This window comes from Pseudonocardia pini, assembly GCF_013870575.1.
Classification (GTDB): Bacteria; Actinomycetota; Actinomycetes; order Mycobacteriales; family Pseudonocardiaceae; genus Pseudonocardia; species Pseudonocardia pini.
On sequence record NZ_JACBXB010000689.1, the window covers coordinates 1 to 3,011 of the forward strand.

Genomic DNA, 3,011 nt, shown 5'->3' on the forward strand with positions numbered 1-3,011 from the left:
CGTCCGTCCAGGCCGTGGTCACGGCGCTGAGCAGCTGCCGGAACCCGGGCAGCCCGTGCCGCGGGGTGGGCGGGTAGTAGGTGCCGCAGTGGAAGGGCTCGGCCGCCGGGGTGAGGAAGCAGGTCATCGGCCACCCGCCCTGGCCGGTCATGGCCTGGACGGCGGCCATGTAGACGGCGTCGACGTCCGGACGCTCCTCGCGGTCCACCTTGATCGCCACGAAGTCCGTGTTCACCTGTGCGGCGGTCTCGGCGTCGGCGAAGGACTCGTGCGCCATGACGTGACACCAGTGGCACGCCGCGTACCCCACGGACAGCAGGATCGGCACGTCCCGGCGGCGGGCCTCGGCGAACGCCGCCTCCGACCACTCCCACCAGTCGATGGGGTTGTCGGCGTGCTGCAGCAGGTACGGGCTGGTGGCCTTCGCGAGCCGGTTGGGCATGCGGCCAGCCTGTCAGCGGGTCAGGGATTCCGCTGCTCGGGCGCCTCCGCCTGCTCGCCCTGCTCGTCGTCGAAGGACTCGGGCAGCCGCCGGATCCGCCTGCTCATCGAGACGATCAACGCGATGGTCGCCACCGCGAGCAGCAGGATCACGATGAGCGCGACCGGCGAGGCCTTGCCGAACTCCTCGCCCTGGTTCGCCGGCGGCTCGGGGTTCTGGGCCAGCACGGTCGCCACCGTGTCACCCAGGGGAACCAGCTCGACCAGCATGACCACGAGGTTACCCGGCGCGCAGGGCGGGTTCGCGCAGGCCCGCGAACAGGTCGTCCTCCGGGGTGGGGCTGGGCACGAGCGAACGGACCAGCTCGTACTCCTCCCACGGCCAGATCTCCGCCTGCATCTCCAACGGGGTGAAGAACCAGCGGCTGGTGGGGTCGATCTGGGTGGCGTGGGCGCGCAGCGCGTCGTCCCGCTTGTCGAACCAGTCCGCGCACTCGACCCGGGTCGTCACGCGCTCGCCGGGGTCCGCCCGCTCGGCCCAGTTCGCGATCCACTCGCCGTACGGGGACTCCATCCCGCGGGCCTTGAGGGCCTCGTCGAACGCCAGGATCCGGGCCTTGGAGAACCCGTGCGAGTAGTAGAGCTTGAGGACCTGCCACGGCTCGCCCGCCTCGGGGAAACGGTCCGGGTCCGCCGCCGCGTCGAACGCCGCCATCGACACCTCGTGGGTGCGGATGTGGTCGGGGTGGGGGTAGCCGCCGTTCTCGTCGTAGGTGACGAGCACGTGCGGGCGGAACTCGCGGATCACCCGCACGAGCCGCTCGGTGGACTCCTCGAGCGGGACGAGCGCGAAACAGCCCTCGGGCAGCGGCGGCTTCGGGTCGCCCTCCGGGAGCCCGGAGTCCACGAAGCCCAGCCAGCGGTGCTGGACGCCGAGGATCTCGGCCGCCCGGGCCATCTCCTGCTTCCGGATCTCGGACATGTTCTCGAGCACCTCGGGCCGGTCCATGGCGGGGTTGAGGATGCTGCCCGCCTCGCCGCCGGTGCACGTCACGACCATCACCTCGACACCCTCGGCCACGTACCGGGCCGAGCTCGCCGCACCCTTGCTCGACTCGTCGTCCGGGTGGGCGTGCACGGTCATGAGCCGCAGCGGCTCGCGGATGGACTCGCGAGAGGTCATGGTCGAATCCTTGCAGAAGGGGCGGACGGTGTGCTCTCCACGGAGCCCAACGCCACATCGGCCCGCGACCTTCCCCGAAGCCCCCGACCAGCAGAAACCTCGGGCTCGGGAACTCTTCCGGGGCCTCGTCCGTTCGTCGATGGACCGCGACGAGCGGTCGGCCCCGTGCTAAGGTCTTCCGCACACGGCTCGCAAGCGGGTCGTGTTTTTCCTTACCCGGGGTCTGTCGGAACCCCGAACGTACCCGTGCCCGAGGCCGGGTGCCCGGCCCGCGCGGTGCGGTGCCCGGATCGCTGGAGGAGTGATGACCGTGACGGAGACTCAGGTGACCTGGCTCACCCAGGATGCCTTCGACCGGCTCAAGTCGGAGCTGGACGACCTCATCGCGAACCGTCCCGTCATCGCTGCCGAGATCAACGCCCGCCGCGAGGAGGGCGACCTGAAGGAGAACGGCGGCTACCACGCCGCCCGCGAGGAGCAGGGCCAGCAGGAGGCCCGGATCCGCCAGCTCCAGGAGCTGCTGCGCACCGCCCAGGTCGGCACCTCGCCCACCAGCGCGGACGAGGCCGCACCCGGCACCGTCCTCACCGTGAAGTACGAGGACGACCCGGACACCGAGAAGATGCTGCTCGGCTCCCGCGAGGAGGGCAGCGCCGGTGGTCTGCAGGTGATCTCGCCGAACTCGCCGCTCGGCGCCGCGCTGCTCGGCGCCAAGAAGGGCGAGGAGCGCCAGTACGAGCTGCCCAACGGCGGTTCGATGAAGGTCACGCTGCTCGACATCGAGCCCTTCACGCCCTAGCTCTGGGGTCCCCGTCCGGCACGCCGGTCACCGTCACGCGGTGGCCGGCCTCCCGCAGGGTCGCGACCAGGGCGCGGCAGTGCTCGGGGCCGCGCATCTCCAGGCTCAGCGCCACGTCGACCTCCCCCATCGGGACGGTCGCGCTGATCCGGGTGTGCTCCACGTCGATCACGTTGGCGCCCAGCTCGCCCACCCGGGTGAGCAGGGCGGCCAGCGCACCCGGTCGGTCCCCCACCCGCACCTGCAGCGACAGGTAGCGGGCGGTCGCGGCCATGCCGTTCTGGATCACGTGCAGCAGGACCAGCGGGTCCACGTTGCCGCCGGACAGCACGGCGACCACCGGCGGCGCGAAGCGGCCGGGATCGTCGAGCAGGGCGGCGACGGGGGCCGCGCCCGCGGGCTCGACCAGCATCTTCGACCGTTCCAGGCTGAACAACAGGGCGCGGGACAGGGCGTCCTCGCCCACGGTCACGAACTCGTCGACCAGGGCCTCGACCTGCCGGTAGGTGACGTCGCCGGGACGGCCGACGGCGATCCCGTCGGCGATCGTGCGCATCGAGGCGAGGGCCCGGGGCCCGCCTGCCTCGA

At 71.7% G+C, this 3,011-nt stretch carries 5 protein-coding genes; 1 reads left to right on the top strand and 4 read right to left on the bottom strand.

The window, feature by feature from the left end; all coding sequences use genetic code 11:
* The 3 genes from H5J29_RS27210 to mca form a co-directional block, all read right to left on the bottom strand.
* Positions 1-442, bottom strand: a 442-nt coding sequence (locus H5J29_RS27210; RefSeq protein WP_181783851.1) for a thioredoxin domain-containing protein, incomplete at its 3' end; no start/stop codon positions are given.
* Between the two features lie 20 nt (positions 443-462).
* A complete protein-coding gene (locus H5J29_RS27215) occupies positions 463-711 on the bottom strand; it encodes a hypothetical protein (RefSeq protein WP_181783852.1) in 249 nt (82 codons plus the stop codon).
* Positions 712-721: 10 nt separating this feature from the next.
* Positions 722-1,624: a mycothiol conjugate amidase Mca gene (gene mca, locus H5J29_RS27220; RefSeq protein WP_246394354.1), complete on the bottom strand. Its 903-nt coding sequence runs from the start codon at positions 1,622-1,624 to the stop codon at positions 722-724.
* Between the two features lie 310 nt (positions 1,625-1,934).
* On the opposite strand from mca, the gene greA reads away from it, so the two are divergent.
* Complete coding sequence (gene greA, locus H5J29_RS27225; RefSeq protein ID WP_181783853.1) at positions 1,935-2,423, top strand: transcription elongation factor GreA; 489 nt, start codon at positions 1,935-1,937, stop codon at positions 2,421-2,423.
* Here the strand turns inward: greA and H5J29_RS27230 are convergent.
* Positions 2,413-3,011, bottom strand: a 599-nt coding sequence (locus H5J29_RS27230) for a pyridoxal-phosphate dependent enzyme (protein WP_181783854.1), incomplete at its 5' end; no start/stop codon positions are given. The two genes, greA and H5J29_RS27230, sit on opposite strands and share 11 nt — an antisense overlap.